At 50.5% G+C, this 18,174-nt stretch carries 24 protein-coding genes; 15 read left to right on the forward strand and 9 right to left on the reverse strand.

Annotation, left to right across the window (positions count from 1 at the left end; genetic code table 11):
- Positions 1 to 251: 251 nt before the first annotated feature.
- Positions 252 to 839 carry a hypothetical protein gene (locus tag J4E70_RS18625; protein WP_246531870.1) on the reverse strand — a complete coding sequence of 196 codons (588 nt, stop codon included), beginning with the start codon at positions 837 to 839 and terminating at the stop codon, positions 252 to 254.
- A 323-nt stretch (positions 840 to 1,162) separates the two neighbouring features.
- On the opposite strand from J4E70_RS18625, the gene J4E70_RS18630 reads away from it, so the two are divergent.
- Positions 1,163 to 1,606 (forward strand): YqaA family protein, encoded by a 444-nt coding sequence (locus J4E70_RS18630; protein WP_213891349.1) that lies wholly within the window; start codon positions 1,163 to 1,165, stop codon positions 1,604 to 1,606.
- 51 nt (positions 1,607 to 1,657) lie between these two features.
- On the opposite strand, the gene J4E70_RS18635 is transcribed toward J4E70_RS18630, so the two are convergent.
- Positions 1,658 to 2,335 carry a TVP38/TMEM64 family protein gene (locus tag J4E70_RS18635; protein WP_213891351.1) on the reverse strand — a complete coding sequence of 226 codons (678 nt, stop codon included), beginning with the start codon at positions 2,333 to 2,335 and terminating at the stop codon, positions 1,658 to 1,660.
- A 245-nt stretch (positions 2,336 to 2,580) separates the two neighbouring features.
- On the opposite strand from J4E70_RS18635, the gene J4E70_RS18640 reads away from it, so the two are divergent.
- From J4E70_RS18640 to J4E70_RS18650, 3 genes are all read left to right on the forward strand, one after another.
- Positions 2,581 to 2,820 (forward strand): hypothetical protein, encoded by a 240-nt coding sequence (locus J4E70_RS18640; protein ID WP_213891353.1) that lies wholly within the window; start codon positions 2,581 to 2,583, stop codon positions 2,818 to 2,820.
- Positions 2,821 to 3,281: 461 nt separating this feature from the next.
- Positions 3,282 to 3,986 carry a hypothetical protein gene (locus tag J4E70_RS18645; protein WP_213891355.1) on the forward strand — a complete coding sequence of 235 codons (705 nt, stop codon included), beginning with the start codon at positions 3,282 to 3,284 and terminating at the stop codon, positions 3,984 to 3,986.
- Positions 3,987 to 4,249: 263 nt separating this feature from the next.
- The gene (locus J4E70_RS18650; protein ID WP_213891357.1) at positions 4,250 to 4,633 is read left to right on the forward strand and encodes a hypothetical protein; all 384 of its coding nucleotides are present in this window, start codon (positions 4,250 to 4,252) and stop codon (positions 4,631 to 4,633) included.
- Positions 4,634 to 4,988: 355 nt separating this feature from the next.
- Here J4E70_RS18650 and J4E70_RS18655 read toward each other — a convergent pair whose 3' ends face one another.
- Positions 4,989 to 6,164, reverse strand: a complete 1,176-nt coding sequence (locus tag J4E70_RS18655; RefSeq protein ID WP_213891359.1) for an MFS transporter — start codon at positions 6,162 to 6,164, stop codon at positions 4,989 to 4,991.
- Between the two features lie 206 nt (positions 6,165 to 6,370).
- On the opposite strand from J4E70_RS18655, the gene J4E70_RS18660 reads away from it, so the two are divergent.
- From J4E70_RS18660 to J4E70_RS18685, 6 genes are all read left to right on the forward strand, one after another.
- Positions 6,371 to 7,027 (forward strand): Crp/Fnr family transcriptional regulator, encoded by a 657-nt coding sequence (locus J4E70_RS18660; protein ID WP_213891361.1) that lies wholly within the window; start codon positions 6,371 to 6,373, stop codon positions 7,025 to 7,027.
- Positions 7,028 to 7,121: 94 nt separating this feature from the next.
- Positions 7,122 to 7,340, forward strand: a complete 219-nt coding sequence (locus J4E70_RS18665; RefSeq protein ID WP_213891363.1) for a YgaP family membrane protein — start codon at positions 7,122 to 7,124, stop codon at positions 7,338 to 7,340.
- Complete coding sequence (locus tag J4E70_RS18670; RefSeq protein WP_213891364.1) at positions 7,337 to 7,771, forward strand: YeeE/YedE family protein; 435 nt, start codon at positions 7,337 to 7,339, stop codon at positions 7,769 to 7,771. The genes J4E70_RS18665 and J4E70_RS18670 overlap by 4 nt, the downstream gene beginning before the upstream one ends.
- 1 nt (position 7,772) lies before the next feature.
- Complete coding sequence (locus tag J4E70_RS18675; RefSeq protein ID WP_213891366.1) at positions 7,773 to 8,189, forward strand: DUF6691 family protein; 417 nt, start codon at positions 7,773 to 7,775, stop codon at positions 8,187 to 8,189.
- 14 nt (positions 8,190 to 8,203) lie between these two features.
- Complete coding sequence (locus tag J4E70_RS18680) at positions 8,204 to 9,091, forward strand: MBL fold metallo-hydrolase (RefSeq protein ID WP_213891368.1); 888 nt, start codon at positions 8,204 to 8,206, stop codon at positions 9,089 to 9,091.
- Between the two features lie 256 nt (positions 9,092 to 9,347).
- Complete coding sequence (locus J4E70_RS18685; RefSeq protein WP_213891370.1) at positions 9,348 to 9,572, forward strand: hypothetical protein; 225 nt, start codon at positions 9,348 to 9,350, stop codon at positions 9,570 to 9,572.
- Between the two features lie 362 nt (positions 9,573 to 9,934).
- Here J4E70_RS18685 and J4E70_RS18690 read toward each other — a convergent pair whose 3' ends face one another.
- From J4E70_RS18690 to J4E70_RS18715, 6 genes are all read right to left on the reverse strand, one after another.
- A complete protein-coding gene (locus tag J4E70_RS18690; protein ID WP_213891372.1) occupies positions 9,935 to 12,337 on the reverse strand; it encodes a hypothetical protein in 2,403 nt (800 codons plus the stop codon).
- A 216-nt stretch (positions 12,338 to 12,553) separates the two neighbouring features.
- Positions 12,554 to 12,910, reverse strand: coding sequence for a hypothetical protein (locus J4E70_RS18695; protein ID WP_213891374.1), 357 nt, complete (start codon positions 12,908 to 12,910; stop codon positions 12,554 to 12,556).
- 452 nt (positions 12,911 to 13,362) lie between these two features.
- Complete coding sequence (locus J4E70_RS18700) at positions 13,363 to 13,623, reverse strand: pyocin activator PrtN family protein (protein WP_246531871.1); 261 nt, start codon at positions 13,621 to 13,623, stop codon at positions 13,363 to 13,365.
- On the reverse strand, positions 13,620 to 13,784 hold the full coding sequence (locus J4E70_RS18705) for a hypothetical protein (RefSeq protein ID WP_213891376.1): 165 nt from the start codon (positions 13,782 to 13,784) through the stop codon (positions 13,620 to 13,622). Before J4E70_RS18705 ends, J4E70_RS18700 begins: the two co-directional genes overlap by 4 nt.
- Entirely contained in the window at positions 13,775 to 13,966 is a 192-nt protein-coding gene (locus tag J4E70_RS18710) for a hypothetical protein (RefSeq protein ID WP_213891378.1), read from the reverse strand. The genes J4E70_RS18705 and J4E70_RS18710 overlap by 10 nt, the downstream gene beginning before the upstream one ends.
- A gap of 182 nt (positions 13,967 to 14,148) precedes the next feature.
- Positions 14,149 to 14,787, reverse strand: a complete 639-nt coding sequence (locus tag J4E70_RS18715; protein ID WP_213891380.1) for a helix-turn-helix transcriptional regulator — start codon at positions 14,785 to 14,787, stop codon at positions 14,149 to 14,151.
- A gap of 137 nt (positions 14,788 to 14,924) precedes the next feature.
- Between J4E70_RS18715 and J4E70_RS18720 the strand changes: the two genes are divergently transcribed.
- The 5 genes from J4E70_RS18720 (at position 14,925) to J4E70_RS18740 (ending at position 18,071) form a co-directional block, all read left to right on the forward strand.
- Complete coding sequence (locus J4E70_RS18720) at positions 14,925 to 15,677, forward strand: acyl-homoserine-lactone synthase (protein ID WP_213891382.1); 753 nt, start codon at positions 14,925 to 14,927, stop codon at positions 15,675 to 15,677.
- A 639-nt stretch (positions 15,678 to 16,316) separates the two neighbouring features.
- Positions 16,317 to 16,769, forward strand: a complete 453-nt coding sequence (locus tag J4E70_RS18725) for a hypothetical protein (protein ID WP_213891384.1) — start codon at positions 16,317 to 16,319, stop codon at positions 16,767 to 16,769.
- On the forward strand, positions 16,766 to 17,284 hold the full coding sequence (locus J4E70_RS18730; protein WP_213891386.1) for a DUF1937 family protein: 519 nt from the start codon (positions 16,766 to 16,768) through the stop codon (positions 17,282 to 17,284). Before J4E70_RS18725 ends, J4E70_RS18730 begins: the two co-directional genes overlap by 4 nt.
- A complete protein-coding gene (locus J4E70_RS18735) occupies positions 17,272 to 17,847 on the forward strand; it encodes a hypothetical protein (RefSeq protein WP_213891388.1) in 576 nt (191 codons plus the stop codon). Before J4E70_RS18730 ends, J4E70_RS18735 begins: the two co-directional genes overlap by 13 nt.
- On the forward strand, positions 17,844 to 18,071 hold the full coding sequence (locus J4E70_RS18740; RefSeq protein WP_213891389.1) for a hypothetical protein: 228 nt from the start codon (positions 17,844 to 17,846) through the stop codon (positions 18,069 to 18,071). The genes J4E70_RS18735 and J4E70_RS18740 overlap by 4 nt, the downstream gene beginning before the upstream one ends.
- The last annotated feature ends 103 nt before the right edge of the window (positions 18,072 to 18,174 follow it).

Genomic DNA, 18,174 nt, shown 5'->3' on the forward strand with positions numbered 1-18,174 from the left:
GGCTTTAGTCAAGCCAAACTCAGCGCCGTCGCTGGTCAACTCAACGAGCGACCTCGAAAGACCTTGCAATACCAAACGCCAGCAGAGAAATTTGAAGCATGTGTTGCGGCGATCAGTTGAAACCACACCGCTGAGCGGTCATTGCCGCTGAACCCGACGAATGTCTGCTTCCCCAATTTCGACTGTTGGCTTCGTCAGTAGTGAACACGAAAAAACGAAGTGAACACTAGGCGTTGGCTTGGGCTGGTTTCCTATCCCGAGTGATGCTCGCAGGTAACATTCACATTAAATGGCTCGAGATCTCCGGCGGGGTTGTCCCTGAAAAGCCAAATATGCTGATCAAAATGCGGCATAAAACCATGCGCTTCGTCACCTTCTGTGTCCGGGTTGTCTGCCATATGGTCCCAATGGCGGCCATTGGTCATTGGCGGCCCATTATGACCCATTCCTCGCCACCCCGCTTCAAATACGAGGTTCTCAATTCCCAAAAGGGTCATTGAGCCGTCAGCCTGAGGCTCATAGAGCAAAATTGCTGGTTTCTCAAAATCTGTGTGTGTTCCTGTTCCATTTACGCGTGGATCATCACCCGTGATCTGCAAAATATCTGGACGAAGGTAGTGAATGCCCATTGCCCCCCATTCAGCAGGCAGGCCTTCAGCAGCAGCCGATACACAATGCCCGGAAGGATCTGGTATGAACCCCTCCTCGAGTGCCACATTTACATCTTTGTATTTTTCAGTGGCGGCTCGAAGAGCATTAAGGTCATAGCTGTCTGACAGCGCAGCGGTCGTTGTCAGAGAAAATATAATTACTAAACTTGTTGAATGAATAAGCTTCATGACTGTCCCCCAGAATGGCGGCCAAGCAGCTTGAGTGCCGCAAGCGGCCTAAGCTAAACAGCATATCACGAAATTTCGTTTACCGCATTTATTTGTTGCACAAAGGTGAAATGTAAAAGAAGCCGAAACTCTGAATACATTTAATGCGTCCTTTCACCAGTTTTCCCTTATTCAGTAATCAGTTTGCTGTGGAAAAATTTCACAAGGTAGCGCAATGCACTTTCTTTCCTCTTTCCTTGTTTTCAGGTAACTCGTACCAGGCTGCGCAATAAGGGCCAAACCCGTTTCGGCACAGTGCATTCTGAACGTGAAAGGATGCTCCTATGACTTCCATTGCTGCCTTTGCCGTTCTCTTTGCTAGTGCTTTTACCTCAGCAACACTCTTGCCAGGATCATCTGAAGCAATGCTTCTTACGCTTCTGGCAGGCGGCAGCGAAGAAGTAATGATGCTAATTCTCGTAGCGACAGCGGGGAATGTACTTGGTTCGTTGGTTAACTGGTTTCTTGGACGAACCTTTTCCATGTTCCGCGATCGAAAATGGTTCCCTGTCAAAGAAAAAGCCTATGAACGAGCAGAGATTTGGTATGATCGGTATGGGGTCTGGTCTTTGCTTCTTTCTTGGTTGCCTGTGATTGGAGACCCTATCACCGTCGTCGCGGGTGCGTTACGCGTCGATGTGCTTCGTTTTCTCCTCCTCGTCTCTATTAGCAAAGCTTCCCGTTACGCATTTATTGCAGGTGTGTTTCAAAAATGGAGTGGGGCTTGAACGCGCCAAACTTACGCTGACTGACATGTCGTGTGTCTCAAAGAAGGTAATTCATTTCCTCCCATTATTTCGGCGCAATGCGATCCACAAAACTGGAAGCCCTGTGATAGCGCCAAGCAACAGTGCACTCCAGGCGGCGCCCGAAAAATTAGTAGTGGTAATCTCGGCCCCAAAATGGGCAAGAAGAAAACTAGCAGGAATGATTCCAGCCAAAGTAGCAAAGGCAAAACGCCAAAATCGCAGGTAGCTAAGTCCTGCAGCGTAGCTGACCAGATCAAAGGAGATGAAAGGCAATAGGCGGCTCAAAAAAACAGTTAACATCAGTGTATTTTGTGATCCCAGTAGACCAATCTCAAGCCGTTCACCAAACCAGTGGTGTAGTGTTTCCCGCCCCAACACTCTCGCTAATCCAAATGCGATCAAAGCACCTGCCTCTGCGCCAGCGAGAACGTATAAGGTGCCCAGAAAGTGGCCATAGGCCGCTCCTGATGCAAGTGCAATAGGGGCGCTTGGTAGTGGGCTCATCACTACAGCGAACGTCATCAGAGCGATTACGAGCAATGGCCCCCAAATCCCGGCCCGCTGCACCATTTTTTTGATAGTTTCACTATCGAAATTGTTGCGAAACTCGACAAATGAAGGCACCTGCCAAACCACAAAAAATACCCCCACAAGAAGAAGGCAAAATGCGAGCAGCAAAATTCTACGCCAATTGATTGAACTGGGCATCTGGTTGACCTTGATTGCTGTGGCAGACAGGTAGCAGCTTAAACCCACAACCGCTTCCGGTTGGTGCAAATTAGAATATCCTAGCCGCGCCCGCAACACCCGCCCGCAGTCCATAAAGCCCGCTCACCAATGGTGGCGACCAATCAGGGTAACCGCCTTGAGAAAAATCGTTTTCGAAGAATTGACAAGGGCTTGTTGTAGTTGGCCTGGCTCCAAATTCGTTGCTCGCTTTAGGTTCCCCTATCATGAGAACACGTTCCCGCTCCCCCAAGAAAGCCAAAGTCGAACAAGCGTTCCCAATCCGCATTCGGGTGAAAGTGCCTGAAGACGGGTATAACTTGCAGACGGACTTCTACCTGATCAAACAGCACGCCGTCACCGTCTGCAACGACGGCTATGCCTTTCAACTGAGCCACAGTCTCGAAAGCAACAACGGGTTGAAAGGATGCTACGAAAACCAGAGCAGAAATCGAAGTCTGTTTTAGCATGATTGATACGCTCTTGGTTTCACTTTAAAGTTGTTCATGAATTGTTAATCTAAACTAATACTGGAATTTTGAAATGCGGGTCTTTGTTTAAATAAATACATTGGCAGTTATTGCCTTACTCTCATTACCAGCCTCCGTTGCACCCCTTCAACAAGGCGATGTACAAAAATCAAACAAACCACCGCGTGAAAGGGTCATGCAACTTGCACAATCTTATTCTTGCAGCCCAAAAAAGACTTGCTCCCGGACGATTAGAAGTTGTGAAGAAGCCTACTGGTTGTTCCGGAATTGCTCTTGGGGAGGCCGCTTGGATGGGGATAACGATGGGGTTCCTTGTGAAAATTTCTGCTGAATTTTACTAGATCCTCAGCTTTTCGGGTGTCTAGGTTCGTCTTTAGGCGAGTGGAAATGGACATGATATCTTCACACGGTCTATAAAAAAATTTGAAAGTAACATCATGAAAAAACTTAGTTTACTAGTTGCAATCGGAGCTTTGATAATTGTTCTTGGCGTTTTTTTTGAAGAGCCTGAGGTTGCAAAAGAGACTCCACCCGCAAATGCTGCGGTTCAGGATATCACGACTGGTTTTGAAATTTTCGTTGAAGCATCCCCGGCCTCTGCCTTCACCGCAGAACTTACAGTCAATACTAATATCCCCTTACCGATTGAGGTCATGGCAAGTCTTTCGATCAAGGATCAAAACCCAACTGACACATACATTGGTGTGTCAAAACGCGTAACTATTACGTCTCCCGTGCAAACCGTAATTCTCGACGGTGAAAGCGAAAACTTACCCGCTGGCGAATATTTAGCAGAAGTTACCTTCTATCCGAGGTGGGGTGCGGAAAATGGTCCCAGCGCTGCGAGGGAGATCAGAGAGGAAATTTTAGGAATCGCGGAAATTGAATTGACGGGTTCTGGCGAGAGTAAGGGCCAAGCCGACCAACGGAATGTGGCGCAGAAGTGGGTGATTGAAAACGTAGTGGTTGGAACACAATGGAATGAGAGCCAATTTGTGAAAGTTTTGGGAGAATACGCAAAGTCAGAGGCGGACCTGAACCTACACGATGCTTACTATTTCCCCCAAGCAGACATGACAATTATTGTGAGACGTTCGAATTGCACCGTCGCGATTTGGCGGATGGGGAAAGCTACTCGGTGATGCCATCTGCTAGATGCGATAACGATTCATGTGATGTCTGATGGAAGCTTGTGAGTGTTGTTCGAAAGCAGAATCGCTCACACTAGCCAAGATGCGAGCAACAGCAGCGCTGTAAGCTCTACCAAGAGCATCGGAACACCGAGACAGTACCTACGGTTCTGAGGGACAGTAAAATCAATCATGCGGCTGTGTAACTGCAATACAACCTAAGGATATATAGCTTATGTTGAAACAAAGCGTTTCCTGCTGATACAGGTTTCCCTATGAAAACTCGTTCCCGCTCCCCCAAGAAAGCCAAAAACGAAAGAGCGTTCCCAATCCGCATTCGGGTCAAAGTGCCCGAAGACGGACATGAGCAAGTTTCCTACAAAGTCTATGAAACAAAGGACGAGTTTTTGGCAGACTATCCGAACTGTTGTGCTTTTTCATATCGCGGTGCGGAAGGGTACTTACCAAGCCACGGGGGCCGATTCAGATTTGGGTACAAAGGAATTGTTTCAATCGATGCAGGTTTTCGGCGTATTCAGGGGGATGAGATAGTGGTTGAAGAGGTTCATGCTCCAGTTGATCTGCACATGAATAGTTCGGAGGAAGTTATTCCGAAACGTCCGGGCATCAAAATACGATCAAAAGATGACCCGACGTAACACATCAAGAAACTTCAAGCTAACATCTATGTGTCTCGTGTATCAAACACCATGAGGCCGGTAGAGGCCACCACCGTCGGAATGCTTTCCTGCGCTTGCGGTGCTTAGAATGTTCGCTGCCAGCTTTGCCATTCGTTTCATTCCCCACATATTCCCCAATTTTCGCGGAACTGCCAGGGGCATTGTGAAACACTATGAAACAGTCGGCGACCCCAAACACCTTATTTACATGCTTCTTCAAAAGGCTATTGGGGCAGGGTGGTATGATTTGGGACAATTACTTCGGTGCCTGATGGGATCACCATTTCGAAAAACACTTTGTCATAAGTTGGCTAAGTAGGACCGGTCGTGGTCGTTAAGAGCCTGAAAGCCGGTGTGCCACAAGATAGGAACAACACCCTATAACGGTAAGGATCGTCAAAATAATGAGCATTACATCATATCCACCGCGCTCCCAGATGAGAGAGCCCAGATAGGGCGCTGTTGCCGAGCCACCGAGGTAGGGCAGGGCAAGGGCACCTGATTTGGCACCAAAATTCCGCTGTCCGAGTATGTCCCTTGTAATCAGAGGACGCAGGATGCTGACGGTTCCATACGCTCCTGCGAAAAGTATGACAAAGGACGACAGGAAGGCGGGCGACGCACCACTGACCGCTAACAAAACAATCGACAATCCGATCAGCACAAAAGCCACGACAGCGATACCGTGGTGAGATGTGTATTTTTCAGAGGCCATCATCGCCAGCCTGCCAGCAACCTGCATCGGACCTATGAAGGAGGCGGCGAGCACAGCCATTTCGCCCGAAATGCCACGTTCATCAAGGATTGGGAGAAGGTGGTGCAAAGTGGCCCCGTGCACCAAAGCAATTGAGGCGAAACCGATCGCCAGAAACCAGAAGGTAGGCCTTTTCAAAAATCCGTCTTTCTTGCCCGTCTCATGTTCCTCATTTTTCGTGCTATCCATGCGGCCCTGCTCAAGGCCACGGGCCCCGCTCCAGAGCAGCGGCGTAACGAAAAGGATCACCATCAGCCCGAACATGACTGTCGCCGTGCGCCAGCCTAGCTGGCTTGCCAGTGTGTGCATCACCGGAAAGCTAATCGTGCTTGCAAACCCTGCGGCAAGCGTGATGAAGATTATCCCGCTTTTTGCCTTCTCTCCCCGCGTGCGGGTGATCAGGGCGAAGCAGGGTTCATAAAGGCACCCGGCCATCGTCATCCCGATAGCGGCCCAAACCAGATAGAATTGCCAAAGCTCTGTAACCATTGATAGAAAAAGCAATCCGATTCCGCCACAAAAAGCCGACCCTGCCATCATCAACGGCCCGCGCCCCTTGTCGATAATCCTGCCAGTTAAAGGAGAGAGCATGGCTGATATGAGAACCGCCAGAGTGATCGCGGCGGTGAGACTGGTTTTGGACCATCCTAGTTCCTGCTCCCATCTCAGCAGGGAGGCTGGGAAGATATAGTAAAGCCCCGCCCAGACCAGTGTCTGCCCCAAAGCAAGATGCAGTATGGCGCGATCTTTAGGCATAAGGCTCTCCTGCTTTAATAGCTGCATGCTAGGCTTAGATAGGGGAACAAGAAAATGAGAATTTTAAATGCAACGAACGAGCTTTCCCAATTCTTTCTTGGTTGAACGGTTGCACCGGAACAAATCAGAGACAAAAGAAATGGCATGCTTGCCCATCCATACAGCGCGTTTTAGTTTGAGTGGCGCAAATGTCAGGAGCGAATTTTATGGATTGGATTGATCGTTTTGCCGGGCTGTCCAAACTGCCCGCGCCAATCCGGGATTTGCTCGTCGAGAAAAGCATGATCGTCAAGGTGCCGAAAGACACCGTGATATTTGGCCCAGGAAAAGCCCCAGAAAACCTGCTTTTGCTGATTGAAGGAACTGTTCGCGTCAGCCAGACAACCGAAGGCGGGCGTGAAATCGTGCTTTACAGGGTGCACGCTGGCGAAAGCTGCGTTCTGACAACGGCTTGTCTGCTCGCCTACGAGGATTATTCGGCAGAAGGGATTGCCGAAACCGATGTTGTCGCCGCAGCGATTCCGCGTGATGTATTTGACAAGCTCGTTTCAGACTCGACTGACTTCCGGCAGTTTGTATTCTCTGCCTACTCAAGACGCATTACCGACCTGTTTTACGTTATCGAGGAAATCGCTTTTCGCCGGATAGATATTCGTCTGGCGCAAAAACTGCTGGAGCTTGGTCGTGACACCGGATCTTTGCACACCACACACCAGCAACTCGCAACAGAACTTGGCACCGCGCGCGAGGTGATTTCGCGCCAGTTGCAGGACTTTCAGCGCCGCGGTTGGGTCGTGCTCAGCCGCGCTGTGGTCACACTCACCGATACTGCAGCGCTCGAAAAATTAGCGCGTTCCGAATAAATACCACTGCTCTGTGACAAGATCACCGACCGACGAACGGTGGTGTTGTATAATAATGGGAGTAGAAAGAATCGGAGCAAGTAGGAGCAAGTAAATGTCTAAGAATGTTGGCGGTCTGGACCGCGGCCTGCGCGCCTTGATTGGCGTCGTGTTGCTGGGATTGGCCTTGTTTAGCAATATAACCTTGTTTGAAAGTGGCCTGATGAAGTGGGGGGCCATTATTGTTGGGTTGGTCATGCTCGCAACATCGGCAATGCGCGTCTGTCCGCTTTACTTGATCTTTGGTATTAAAACCTGCCGGTCTTCAAAATGATGACAGAGTTTACCCCTTGGGCCTCGCTGTTCGGCGGTTTTTTGATCGGCTTAGCGGCCGTTCTCCTGATGCTATTGCACGGTCGCGTTTTTGGCGCGACAGGCATTTTGTCGGGCGTGCTGTTTCCTTCCAATTCTGGCGACTGGCTTTGGCGCGCAGTGCTTGTTCTGGGCATGGTTTCAGGACCGGTCCTTTATTTGCTGCTGACAGGAAGTTTTCCAGCGGTTGAGGTGCCGGTTTCACTGCCAATGCTTCTGGTTGGCGGGTTTGTTGTTGGAATTGGTGTAACGTTGGGGTCTGGGTGCACGTCAGGCCATGGCGTATGTGGAATGGCACGTCTTTCGCTGCGCTCGATCGTAGCGACATGTACCTTCATGCTGACGACCTTTGTGACCGTCTTCGTAATACGACATTTTCTTGGAGCGGGATAAAATGCGTTTGATCACATATTACCTCGTTGGGCTGATCTTTGGATTGGGTATTTCCATTTCCGGGATGGGAAACCCCGCTAAGGTCGTGAACTTCTTTGACATCGCGGGAACTTGGGATCCCAGCCTTATTTTTGTGATGGGGGGCGCACTTGTTGTGACCTTTCTCGGATATCGGGTTGTGCTGGGCAAACCTAAGCCCGCTATGGCCAAACAGTTTTTGTTGCCAAGCAAGCAAGAGATAGACCTGCCACTCGTTGGCGGTGCGATCATATTTGGCATTGGCTGGGGGATTGGCGGGTTTTGCCCGGGCGGTGCCCTGCCAGTGATCGGAACTGGTAAAATCGAAGTAGTGTATTTTATCGCGGCGCTGCTGGCCGGCATTTTTGTCGCCAGACAGTTTCAGGCGCGTTTGTTATGAGAGGAGAGAATTCAATGTCAGATTATCCGGTAAACATGGATGTTAAGCCAGAGGTGACGGCGTTTTTTGACCCGGACACGAATACAATCTCTTATGTGGTGAAGGACCCGTCCTCTGATGCTTGTGCCATCGTCGATTCAGTGATGGATATCGATTATGCGGCCGGTCGTATAACAACAGACAGCGCAGATAAAATCATCGATTTTGTCCAGAGCAATGGTATGAAGCTGATCTTGCAGATCGAGACCCATGTTCATGCAGATCACCTGTCTGCGGCACCTTATATTCAGGAAAAGCTGGGTGGTGATATCACCGTGGGTGACAAGATCACTGTGGTACAGGAAACTTTTGGTAAAGTTTTCAATGAAGGGACAGAGTTCCAGCGCGATGGCAGCCAGTTTGACCGGTTGTTTAAAGATGGTGACACATACAAGATCGGTTCGATGCAGGGGGTTGCCATTCACACTCCCGGCCACACGCCGGCTTGTATGGTGTATGTCATTGGCGACGTAGCCTTTGTAGGCGACACATTGTTTATGCCCGATGGCGGTTCTGCCCGCGCGGATTTCCCGGGTGGTGACGCTGGAGAGCTTTATGATTCAATTCAAAAAGTGCTCTCATTGCCGGATGACATGCGCTTGTTTATTTGCCACGATTATGGGCCTAACGGGCGCGAGATACGCTGGGAAACGACGGTGCGCGAAGAAAAGGCCACAAACATTCATGTGGGTGGCGGCACATCGCGCGAAGTGTTTGTGAAAATGCGTGAAGATCGCGATGCGACACTTGATATGCCGCGACTTATCATTCCCTCTTTACAGGTGAACATGCGGGCAGGGGACATGCCGCCAGCTGATGAGGACGGCAATACCTTCCTCAAAGTTCCTGTAAATAAGCTCTGAAAACTTGAGAATAGGTATTCGTAAAATTGTCGGCACGCTTTTGGTGCCGGCCCAAATCTGAACGTCTGATGTCGCGCAGCATGCAATAAATGGTTGCTGCGCGTTCATTTACAAATGCCCCGCTGGTCGATCGCCTGTGTCGCACTTGTTTTCTGGATGAACTTACATGCAATGTTTTATAGCCCCAGGCACAGGCGAAGCGAAAACTGATGGGCAAATTGAATCGGTCATCGCAGAGTGATCTTGGCAAATCTTCATGAAAGGCTTAGGGAACGGCAAAGAAGTTTCTGCCGGGTCCTGTAATGACTTACCCCGCCCACCGCCTGTCTATTGCCCCTATGATGGATTGGATGGGGTGAAAGTAATTATTGTTATTTTACAAATATTTATGTCGGATAAATTTGTTCAGTTGGCCCGAATGTTGGTCTATCTTGTTGTGTTTTCGATTGTTGGAACAGAAATTGAAGCTGAAAAACTCTAAAGACGGGCTCGAGCCGTGGCGGACACGTGGCTTCCTCAATACCAAAGCAGTTAGGGCGGAAAGGGATCATTCGCTGCACTTGCCTGGATAGAGTCCGATTGTGAATAAAGCTGCCATTCGATGTCTAGCCGCACCGATGCTCTTGCGGTGCAAAGCACCAATCGCGCGGTATTATCCTCTGACAATACGTTACCAATAAAAGCCGACCTCACCGGCGCATTAAACTTGCGGCGCGGTTTAGCACTTGTTCGGTCCTTTCGTTAAGGCGCTTGCCCGCCCCCTCGGCAGCACAAAGCGGCTTTGCGGTGAACTTCTAGGCTTACCGGAACGTGACGGCCGCCTCATGCCGCACTCGACCCCACCTAGCTCGGTAAAAATCCAAGCTCAAACACCTGTGGGCGCAGCTTCGCAGAAAGGTCGGCATATTTGGCTTTGAAGGGATCGAAGCCGGCGAATTCCGTATCGCTAAAGGCTTCGAGCGCGCGGCGCACCTGATACCAACCTGCGTCCGCGCGGCCTAGTTTGTATTCCTCCCTGATCTTGTTGGGAAAGCTTCTGGCATGGAAACGCTGAAACACTTTGCGGCCTTCGTCGAGAACGGCCTGCGCTTCGGGCGAGAAGGCCATGCCCGCCATATAGCTCACCATGAAATCGCTTTCAAACCGCGCCTTTGCGCCAACCTCGGCCTCGGTATAAGGGATGAAGTGATTTGTGATCGTCCAGTCCCGATCATTCCAACGCAGCCCGTCAGCCCCCGCTGTGAGATTGCTGCCGTTGAACAGCATCCAGACAAGACAATCTGATTTGAATTCGTCCGAGAGCGGTTGTGAGGGTTGCAGGAACTGGTCACGGTCGTTCAGCCATGTTGGCTTGATGAGGCGACGAACGGAGAAGACGATGGCGGCTTGCCAGAGGTTTTCTGAATTAACGAAATAGCCTCTTCCACTCCCAAAGCCGGATGAGAGCATCATCGTTAGTTTTGCGGCTTGCTGGAGGTCGTTTCCCGCGCAGTTAAACCAGCCAATTGCATCATCCGACCATCGCGTCCCTCGGACGTCGGCTTTAGCGGTCGCTGGAAGGATTGCTCCTTTGAGCGGTATAGCTGGCGATTTGTTAGTAGCGGGGCGAGGCACCCATGTCGCAAGAAGACGGCTGTTCTCGATGTTGACGAAAGATTTTTCACCAACAATGATTCCATCTCGATCCAGTGCTACAACGCCAGCCTCATTGATTGGCAACCGCTCGCCGGTGTCCCAAATCAAAAAGCCAATCGGGAAGTCACCTTTCAAGCCGTCAAAAGCGCGGCTATGAACTACAAGCCCTCCCAGATATTTGGCATGCCAAGCCGTTCTAAATTCTTCAAACGCTTGTGAATTGACATACTTCAAAGTGCTGAAAAGCGCGATTTTCGCATTGGGTATTTCATCGTAAGCGCGTGCCAGAAATTGAGTGAAAAGTTCATTGCTTGCTTTTCCGAACTCGTTCATTCCGGCCAGTGAATATCGAGAGCGAGCGACACCTTTCTTGCTGCGATCTTCGCCTTGACTTACCGCGTTGTCCGAACTCGTCGCTTCAGCATAAGGGGGATTTATCAGCACCAAGATCGGCTTCGCGCCCTTCTTGCGCTCACGCGCATCGGCAATCGCCTGACGCAGCGCCGTTGGCAGCTTGCCCGACAAGTCGTAGTCAATCTGCCCAAAATCATCCACGTCGTCGTTCAAATAATCATACTGGAAAATCTCGGCCCCCGCAAAAGCGGGGTTGCTGCGCATGATCGTTACGTCCTCCTGATCCAGTGTGGACATGTAAACATTGCGCAGGTTGCTGTGCTTGGCCTCAAGATTGCCGACACCAGCGCACATATCCCATACGATATATTTTTTTTGCCAGTTCGCGCCTAGCGTGGCGGTCAGCTGGTCATAGGCTTTATCGACGATGTGCAACGGGGTGTAGAACGCGCCCTTGAACTTCTGATCGTCCATCGGCAGCAGGCTGTCGCGCCGCTCAAGCAAATAGTGCCGATGCTCCTTTTCAGGCGGGCGATGGTAGATGTTCCAGAAATTGCGATAGCCGCGTTCGCTGGCGAGTTCATATTGGTCGGCCCCGATGATGAACACGGGTTTATTGCCGCTGAACAAAAGGCGGGCGGGAAGGTTGCGCATCGCTTCATCGCGCCCGTCATGCATGATGTCGGCAAAAAACAACACGGCGTAATCCGCCTCATCCTTTACGCCAAGTTCTACGCCGACCATCGCGACCCATTTGTCGAATACCTGCCGCAGGTTGTCGGGCGTGATCGGGGTGCGGATGATCCGGCCTTCGCTTACTGCGTCCTTCGTAGCCTTGATGAATTCGGCTTCGTAGTCGTCGATTTGGTAGAGGATGAAATGGGTTTGGATCGTCGGGGCGATCTGGGCAGTGAGTGCCATGTCAGCTGCAGAGGCAGCTTTAGGCCAGACTATGGACTTGTCTTTTAGCAGCGGTATTACATGCTCGGTTGCCATCAGGGCCGCCTTCTCGCGGTCAATTACGCACAGGAAACCCGGGATCGCCTCGCCCCGCTTGCGCGCGGCGCGAACGTAGACCAGCAATTGCGCGAACATCAGCAGCGGCGGAGTGGGTGCCTCCTTGGCCTCGAACCATATTTCAGGGGTCTGGATATCGACTAGCCCCTTATGCACACTTTTGAGGCCAAGCGCCTCGATATAGGCGTCCTTGACGTCTTCCTCGGTTTTGGCGCGGGTGAGTGCTGCGTTCAGGCTCATACTATTAGTTCCACTTAATGGGCATTTTCTTAAACGATTTTTTGTGATGCACTTGAAACTATCAGGTTAGCCTCAAGTTCCACAGGCTGGCCTCTTTGACATTGTCGATCTTCGTATGAAGTTTGCACAGTAAAAACCAATGTCCGCAATGCGAAAGCTGCACTGCAGCGGTGAAACGAATGATATTAGTCCGCTTTGGGCCGCTTTTGAATTGCTTCAAGCCTGACCAGACAGTTCAAGTACTTGGATCGCGCAGTCGAGTGCATCGGCGGTTGTAGAATTGATCTTTCGGAAGTCGTCCCAGGCGTTTGCGGGGACAAGAAACCGAGTCTCAGAGGCGTGGGGAGAGATATTCTCGAGATAGCGGTCCATACCGTCCAAACTAATCAAAGCGTTCACTACGATGTCAATTTCGTCGAGATCGAGCAAACCCAGGTCGGCCGCTAGCTGCTCGGAAAAAATCCTGTTTACCCTACCTACAGACACGAACTCGTCGATTGGGGGCGTGGCCTCGAGGTTTTGCTTGAGCGCACGTGCATAGTTTCGAAACTCTGCAGCCAGGATTCGTCGCAACGTTGTTCGTCTGGTTTCTATCTGCCTTTTATGTTCGGCTCTCGCATGTCGAGCATTGGCACGAAGCGTCCAAATGACACCGACGAAGCCGACAATGCCAACGAGCGTAGTTTGAAACCGTTCGGCAAGTTCAATAGAATAAGGGCTTAGCAATGCGTGTGTTGTCTTTTTCTGATAAACAGTAATTTATCATGCACCAAAGTCGCAGTTGGGGCAACCAAGACGATGCGACCAGCTCACAATCAATTGCGGTTTCAGCAGAACAAATGGCTTCGCAATCGAATACGAGCATTCTGGTTGGCATTGTTGATAATGCATCGCGGCGCTGACCTTAGTCAGGTGAAAACACTGTGCTCTGCAACAATGGCAGCTTTCGGGAAGCCGCCTTGAAGCCTACCAGTGTCCGGCCAGAGCCGAAGGCGCCTGTCTATTGTGGGCAAGCAACGGCACACTCAGCCATACATCTGCTCATACTCACGCTGTGCCGCCTTGCGCCGGTCGTCAAGATATGCGGCTAAGTCCTGCAGATGCACACCTTTCGCGCTTTTCTGGCTTTCCTCGATCCGCACCATTGGCAGTGCGATCTGGCCTTCGCTGATCTTGCGTAAAAATTTGACCAGCGTCAGGTGCGGGAAGAAGTCGTCGCACACTTTTTGCGCGGGGATGATGGGCATGCCGTCATATTTTGCCATGAGCAGGAATGCGGTGTTCATGCCAACGCCTTTTGGGGATGCTGCGCTGGAGCGACGGCACCCCCATGGGCGAGGGAGGGTCGCCCGGTTGTTGGAAAGGTGCCGGGGGCGACTTCGCCCCCGGCAAGTTGGCCAGCGTCAGGCCCATTGGCGCTGGCTTGGAAGAAAAGGTTCAGTTCCATTTGGCGACCTCTTCAATGCGGATGCTGTCGATGATCGCGTTGTTCACGCCCTTGGCGATGCACCGGGCACCGAAAAGGACGAAGGTACAGACAAGCGCCAAGATCGCCCCTTTGGCGGCGAGGTCATACAATTGTTCACGCAGGATGCGGTGCGTGTTCAATGTTTGCTGTGGGCTGGTCATTGCGGTCTCCATTGGTTTGATGGAGGAGTAGTTGCAAAAAACGCAATAAACGTCAAGTTTTATAATTGCAAAAAACGCAATAAAATCAAAAAACGAATTTTATTGACCGAAAATATTGGTGGTCGAATAGTCGAATCGCAAGATACTAGTTTTGCATTTTGGCGTACTGAAGCAGCTTTCGATCAGATGTAATTTCGCTTTACAGCTCTGCCTACCGCCTGCGTTGTTGTGAGGCATTTCAATTTCACACGTGCAGATCTGGCCCTTGCTTTTGAAGCTGGAACAGAAATCTCCAGCTCATCACTAATCTGGTGAAAGTTTAGACCTGCATTAAGAAAGGAAAGAACTTCTTTTTCACCATCAGATAGGCCGCTATCGCCATCGACAAGCATAACGATTTCATCGAACCAGCCACTAAGGAACGACATTTCTTCGTCTGTTACTTCCCGGTCTGGCCTTGAGACGGACAGGATGGAGTTTCGACCATTCAACGCACGGGAAAACGAAGCGCCATAGACGATGCCGTATTTCTTGGCCTGCTTCATCACCGGGTTGGATTTTTGCAGCACGATATCCGACCAGCGTTTGTCGCCAGTAAAGAGGATTGACCAGACCAGAACCGGGTCCCTGAAGTAGTATTTCTTCTGCTCATAGAATTCTTGCCATTCCGTCGGGTAAGTTGAGTCGAAGAACTGTGGCCCGCTGAGGGTGTAGTTAAACAAGAGTACGATTCCAGATGTTCCGATCTCACGAATCGGCCTGATCTCCTCGTCGTAATCTTCGATAATTTCCGGTATTTTTTTTAACATTTTTCTTTCCATTTATTACCCGCTGTGTCCTCTCTGGCGGGTCAAAACCATCGATAGTATCGTTTATCAGGTTAATTTTCAGGGTGCCTTGCAATTTCGCGTTATCGCAAACAGATTGCTGCGTTGTAGGGCAAGCAGCGACTGAAAGAATGACAGCTAGAGCGAAAATAACCGTCGTACAATTTCCGGACGGCATCGGGAACTGGAACCTAGTTTATCGTTTCTTTAGGCTACGTAAGCGGGTTTTTATTGATCAAATGAATTGGTCTTTGGATCAGTATGACCGGCTGGAATTCGAACAGTACGATACGCTCGGAGCGACTTACATCATCGCTCATGAAGGCCAAGACATATTGGGTGGTGCACGCTTAATTCGAACGGATGCCAAGCAGCCGCAATCTAATGGTAAGGTTCAGTATTCATATATGATCCGCGACGCGTATTTAGGGTTGCTACCTGGACTACCCAGTAACCTTTGCGATGGCGAGCCACCAACAGATGAAAAAACCTGGGAACTTACGCGATTTGTGTCTGCAGAAAACGCCCATGTTGGCGAGCGGATTCTTCGCGAGGCGTGCGAATTTCTAAAATCGGTCGGCGCATCTGAATGTTTGTTTTTAGGTCCGCCAACTTTTCTAAGGCTCGCGAAAAGAATGGGATTTTCACCAAAAAAAATGGGAAAGATTGTGGGCAACAAGGACGGGAGATTCCTGGCGTTTACATGTCCGATTGTTGGGGATGGTGAAATGAGTGATGCGGAGATTATTCGCCGTCTTCAGGAGATAGTTTCTGAGAAGAACTCCGTGCAGCGACGCGTGCTTTTGCTGCGTCTAGCAGAAACTGACGTTCCTCTTCGGTTAGCTGAGCTAACAGAGAAAGCATTTCTTTCTGTTCATTCGTAATTTCGTCCAGCGAAACTTCATTTTTAGTGAAAAATTTATAAATTATCGGGGCCTCAGAAGCCTTTATTTGTCTTTTACCTGATAGGATTCTGCTAATTTTGTCTGGCGTCAGTCCCAGTGCTCGCGCCAGATCGGCCTTCAAGCCCCGTTCGTTGCCTATGCGTTTCGCTAGCCATTTTGCGTCGATCTCAATCATGATGTCATTCATGTGATAATCGCAATAAAATTAATATAGTAAAAAACGCAATAAGACCAATTGACATATATTGCAAAAAACGCAACAAATAAGGTATGTTGAACCCAGCTAGAACAGTAATTGAGATTTGCGGCGGTGTCGCTAACGTCGCGAGAATTGTGGAGCGGGGCGAAATTAGTGTGCGCCGTTGGGGGTACCCAAAGAGCCGTGGTGGGACCGGGGGCCTCATTCCCGCAGAATGCCAGCAGATGCTCATGAGAGCGGCACGGCGCGGCCTTTTTGGGCTTAGGCCAGAACATTTTTTTATTGAAGATGAGCCGTCCCAAAGTGATGTGGAGGCCGCTTAATGCTCCAGCATCTCTCTCTGATTCAAATTTATTCTCAAGTTCCATGGCTGAAATATGCAGCCAATCCATTCTCTTGCACAGGAATCGAGGTTGCTTATGCCTGACATGCGAAAAATCGCCCGCGCGAATATGAAATCCATTCTTGACTGGTTCGGCTGCTATGACGCGGTCGCGGAAACCATCAATGCGCGGTGGGGCGGAGGAGCCAGCAAGGGCACGATCAGCAAGAAGGCAACGGGCCATCTCGATTGGACCATCGGGGATGTTATTGCGCTTGAAGATGCCGCTGCCCGCTATCCGGTGACCCGGCTTTTGGCACGACGTCTGGAAGATCGTCCAGTGATGGAAGGTGAGAGTCTGATCGCTCAAACCGGCACAATCGCAAAAGAAAGCGGCGAAGCGATTGCTGCAATTCTCGCTGCCGAGCAATCCAGTTCAGCCGACGAAAAGGTGCAGGCCATCGCTGAAATCGATGAGGCTATGCTGGCTTTGCACCAAGCCCGGTCACGTTTGGAAGGCCCGCATATGCGGGAAGGGGGCGATGAATGAACGCCGCACCCGATTTCCCCGCAACATCAGATTGGGCAGGTCTCAAGGCCGATTTTGCCGACAGTTCGCTGTTGTCCGTTGATTGCCTGTTAATGGATGCTCTTCTGAAATGCCGGGGGCGGTTGGTCTATCTTGCGACGCCTTACAGTCGGATTTCTTTGAATTTAGATGGCGAGTGGTGTCCGGTTCGTTCGGACGCTGCGGCCTTCCTTGCAGCAAAATGGGCAGCACATTGCGCGGTGAATGGCATCACCGCGATTTCGCCCATCGTTCATGCTGTTCAAATGGTCAACGCAGACATTGCAGGCGCGATTGACCCGCTTGCTGATGCCTTCTGGTCCAAGTGGTGTCAGCCGCTTCTCGAAAACAGCGACGCGGTGTTCGTTCCGGCAATGGAAGGTTGGGACAAAAGCATTGGAGTCTGGCGCGAAGTTTGCTGGGCAGTTGAGCGCAACGCACCGGTTTTTCTGATCAAAAAAGACTCCGAATATGGGGGTGGAATATGGACGTCATAACTGCGGAAGAACGCCGACTGATCGAAGCAGCGATAGCGACCAAGGGCATCACCAGATGTGAACCGGGCAAATCAGCGTTTGAGCAGGTCTGGTGTCCGGACACCAAAAGGATCGTTTATAAGAACGATGTGAAGTCCAACTTCAACGGAAGCGGTAAGTCACAAAAGAAAACCAAAAAGCTGTCTCCGCGCCATGTTGAAGTTGCACAACGCCGTGACAGGGTGCGCAAGGCAAACGAGCAGGGGCTTACTGTTCGGGGAATCATGCAGAAGTTGAGCTTAAGTGATCAGGCCGTGCGTGATGATCTGAAAAATATGGGGCTGAAGTGCAATCGCTTGCAACTGATTTCAAAACGCAAACCACGCAAACCTAAAAGCAAGGCAACGCGCTCAAAAACCAACGATGTCACCGAGAAACGCAAACGGATCGTCAGGCTTATAAAAGCGGGGAAATCGTTGCGTGATGTGTGTGAGATTATGGGCATGCATGTGGAAATGGCTACAACACAATTTCGGCGTTTAGGTTTAAGTCTGGCAGCTTTCAACGAGGAGAAAGGGGGATGAGCGCGCATAGCACGAAGGCGCGCAATCGCCATCCAAACCCAAAGAGCTATGAGCGCGAGAAATTTGCGGTCACTTATGTCATCGTCGAAGTCTGTGATCATCCTGAAAATGGCCAGACCTTTGCCCTGATCGCTGGCGAGTTCCCCGCTGATGGGGTGCGTCCGCTTTTTACCGGTCACATTGAACAAGGGATGGCTACGCTGTTGATTTGCGTTGAGAACTGACCCGGTAGGCCCCTAAATTTTCACTGAGAATTGACCCATGTAACGACGCTACCCTGACGCTTTTGTTCAGGGAGATATGGAGTGATTGACATGGGATTTTTAA

The sequence above is a fragment of the Pseudohalocynthiibacter aestuariivivens genome, assembly GCF_018457175.1.
Taxonomy (GTDB): domain Bacteria; phylum Pseudomonadota; class Alphaproteobacteria; order Rhodobacterales; family Rhodobacteraceae; genus Pseudohalocynthiibacter; species Pseudohalocynthiibacter aestuariivivens.

Excerpts from the sequence above, each read along its gene's own strand:
- J4E70_RS18625 (WP_246531870.1), bottom strand. The coding sequence starts at position 839 with ATGAAGCTTATTCATTCAACAAGTTTAGTAATTATATTTTCTCTGACA.
- J4E70_RS18630 (WP_213891349.1), top strand. The coding sequence starts at position 1,163 with ATGACTTCCATTGCTGCCTTTGCCGTTCTCTTTGCTAGTGCTTTTACC.
- J4E70_RS18635 (WP_213891351.1), bottom strand. The coding sequence starts at position 2,335 with ATGCCCAGTTCAATCAATTGGCGTAGAATTTTGCTGCTCGCATTTTGC.
- J4E70_RS18640 (WP_213891353.1), top strand. The coding sequence starts at position 2,581 with ATGAGAACACGTTCCCGCTCCCCCAAGAAAGCCAAAGTCGAACAAGCG.
- J4E70_RS18645 (WP_213891355.1), top strand. The coding sequence starts at position 3,282 with ATGAAAAAACTTAGTTTACTAGTTGCAATCGGAGCTTTGATAATTGTT.
- J4E70_RS18650 (WP_213891357.1), top strand. The coding sequence starts at position 4,250 with ATGAAAACTCGTTCCCGCTCCCCCAAGAAAGCCAAAAACGAAAGAGCG.
- J4E70_RS18655 (WP_213891359.1), bottom strand. The coding sequence starts at position 6,164 with ATGCCTAAAGATCGCGCCATACTGCATCTTGCTTTGGGGCAGACACTG.
- J4E70_RS18660 (WP_213891361.1), top strand. The coding sequence starts at position 6,371 with ATGGATTGGATTGATCGTTTTGCCGGGCTGTCCAAACTGCCCGCGCCA.
- J4E70_RS18665 (WP_213891363.1), top strand. The coding sequence starts at position 7,122 with ATGTCTAAGAATGTTGGCGGTCTGGACCGCGGCCTGCGCGCCTTGATT.
- J4E70_RS18670 (WP_213891364.1), top strand. The coding sequence starts at position 7,337 with ATGATGACAGAGTTTACCCCTTGGGCCTCGCTGTTCGGCGGTTTTTTG.
- J4E70_RS18675 (WP_213891366.1), top strand. The coding sequence starts at position 7,773 with ATGCGTTTGATCACATATTACCTCGTTGGGCTGATCTTTGGATTGGGT.
- J4E70_RS18680 (WP_213891368.1), top strand. The coding sequence starts at position 8,204 with ATGTCAGATTATCCGGTAAACATGGATGTTAAGCCAGAGGTGACGGCG.
- J4E70_RS18685 (WP_213891370.1), top strand. The coding sequence starts at position 9,348 with ATGAAAGGCTTAGGGAACGGCAAAGAAGTTTCTGCCGGGTCCTGTAAT.
- J4E70_RS18690 (WP_213891372.1), bottom strand. The coding sequence starts at position 12,337 with ATGAGCCTGAACGCAGCACTCACCCGCGCCAAAACCGAGGAAGACGTC.
- J4E70_RS18700 (WP_246531871.1), bottom strand. The coding sequence starts at position 13,623 with ATGAACACCGCATTCCTGCTCATGGCAAAATATGACGGCATGCCCATC.
- J4E70_RS18705 (WP_213891376.1), bottom strand. The coding sequence starts at position 13,784 with ATGGAACTGAACCTTTTCTTCCAAGCCAGCGCCAATGGGCCTGACGCT.
- J4E70_RS18710 (WP_213891378.1), bottom strand. The coding sequence starts at position 13,966 with ATGACCAGCCCACAGCAAACATTGAACACGCACCGCATCCTGCGTGAA.
- J4E70_RS18715 (WP_213891380.1), bottom strand. The coding sequence starts at position 14,787 with ATGGAAAGAAAAATGTTAAAAAAAATACCGGAAATTATCGAAGATTAC.
- J4E70_RS18720 (WP_213891382.1), top strand. The coding sequence starts at position 14,925 with ATGACAGCTAGAGCGAAAATAACCGTCGTACAATTTCCGGACGGCATC.
- J4E70_RS18725 (WP_213891384.1), top strand. The coding sequence starts at position 16,317 with ATGCCTGACATGCGAAAAATCGCCCGCGCGAATATGAAATCCATTCTT.
- J4E70_RS18730 (WP_213891386.1), top strand. The coding sequence starts at position 16,766 with ATGAACGCCGCACCCGATTTCCCCGCAACATCAGATTGGGCAGGTCTC.
- J4E70_RS18735 (WP_213891388.1), top strand. The coding sequence starts at position 17,272 with ATGGACGTCATAACTGCGGAAGAACGCCGACTGATCGAAGCAGCGATA.
- J4E70_RS18740 (WP_213891389.1), top strand. The coding sequence starts at position 17,844 with ATGAGCGCGCATAGCACGAAGGCGCGCAATCGCCATCCAAACCCAAAG.